The 1,649-nt window shown below is 31.9% G+C and carries 3 protein-coding genes; all 3 read left to right on the plus strand.

The features are described 5' to 3' along the window. The coding region (locus VIL26_07355) for an NAD(+) synthase (GenBank protein ID HEY8390744.1) at nt 1-256 on the plus strand (256 nt) is incomplete at its 5' end. Between the two features lie 68 nt (nt 257-324). Beyond that, a complete protein-coding gene (locus tag VIL26_07360) occupies nt 325-798 on the plus strand; it encodes a GNAT family N-acetyltransferase (GenBank protein HEY8390745.1) in 474 nt (157 codons plus the stop codon). A gap of 74 nt (nt 799-872) precedes the next feature. Then, nucleotides 873-1,649, plus strand: coding sequence for a glutamate racemase (gene murI, locus VIL26_07365; protein ID HEY8390746.1), 777 nt, complete (start codon nt 873-875; stop codon nt 1,647-1,649).

The following is a 1,649-nucleotide window of genomic DNA, read 5'->3' on the forward strand; positions in this document are numbered from 1 at the left end:
TGCAGTGCGCTTTGGATTTGGTCCTAAAAAAATATTCAGACTTGCAAAATATGCTTTTAAAGAATTGTACTCAGATGAAATAATCAAAAAATGGCTTACAGTTTTTTATAAAAGATTTTTCGCCAATCAATTTAAAAGGTCCTGCATTCCTGACGGACCTAAGGTGGGCAGTGTATCATTATCTCCAAGAGCAGACTTTAGAATGCCCAGTGATGCTAGTGTAAAGGTTTGGCAAAAGCAGCTTGAAATGTTATAATTTTATAATAATTTTATAGTTGTTAAATCTGCTTTAACACAAAAGAAAATAAGGGCGGTAAATGCGTAATGGTTGTTGAAATCAAACAAGATGAGCTCAAAAGAGAAATTACTAAAGACATATTGTCAACGTTACCTCAATGGTTTGGAACATCCGAAGCTGTTCAAATATATGTAAGACAATCTAGTAATTCACCTTTTTTTGCTTATGTTGTTGATGATAAATATGTAGGACTTTTGTTTTTAAAAGTACATAATGATTATTCTGCTGAAATATGTGCAATGGGTGTTTTGGAAGATTATCGCCGCCAAGGTATTGGCAGAGCTTTAATGAATAAATGTCTAGAATATTGTGAGCAAAATAATATAGAATATTTGCAGGTTAAGACATTAGACAGCAGTTTTCCTGATTATTATTTTAAAATAACACGTGATTTTTATACAGCGATGGGTTTCAAACCGCTTGAATGTATTCCTAGTTTGTGGGATGAAGAAAGCCCTTGTCTTATTATGATAATGCATGTAAAATGTCACGAAAAATAAGCTAATAGATTGTTTTATTTTTTATTAATTATTTTTTGTCATTACAAAAAATTTCCAAAAATATAATATAAACTGTGTGTAAAAAAAATTTGCCGATAGGCGTTTTTGACAGCGGAGTAGGTGGCATAAGTGTTTTAAAAACTTGTGTCAGTATTTTGCCATATGAAAATTTTATTTATTTTGCGGATACCAAAAACAGTCCTTATGGAAATCTTGATGACCAGACAATCACTCAATTAACATTTGAAGCTGTAGACAGACTTATAATGATGGGTGTAAAAAGTGTAGTAATTGCTTGTAACACAGCAACGGCTGCTGCTATCAATGCCCTTAGAAGTAAGCATAACATCAAAATAATTGGCATTGAACCAGCGATTAAACCTGCTTGTTTATATATAACTGAAGGAAAAGTTCTTGTAATGTTGACTAACGCCGCGTCCAATCAGCCCAAATTCAAAGCATTGGTAGAACGCTGCGGTCAGGACAAAATAATCGTATTGCCATTAAAAGACTTGGCTCATTTAATAGAAAATAATATTGGAAACTTTTCTGCTCTTAAACAGTATATCCACGAACTTTTAGAGCCATATAAAAATCTAGAAATAAAAGCTATTGTTTTGGGATGCACGCATTATCTTTTTGTAAAGGATATTGTATCTGAATTTTTTGACGGAATAAAAATATTTGACGGCAATATGGGTGTTGCGCAGAATTTAAAAAACACATTAATATCCGAGAATATTTTTAATGACAGTTGCAAATCGGGATATATTGAGTTTTTTTCTTCAGACCCAAAATACGAACAGTTATATAAAGATTTTTGGCAAAGCATAATACATAAAAAGTTTTGA

The organism is Clostridia bacterium (genome assembly GCA_036562685.1).
Classification (GTDB): Bacteria; Bacillota; Clostridia; order Christensenellales; family DUVY01; genus DUVY01.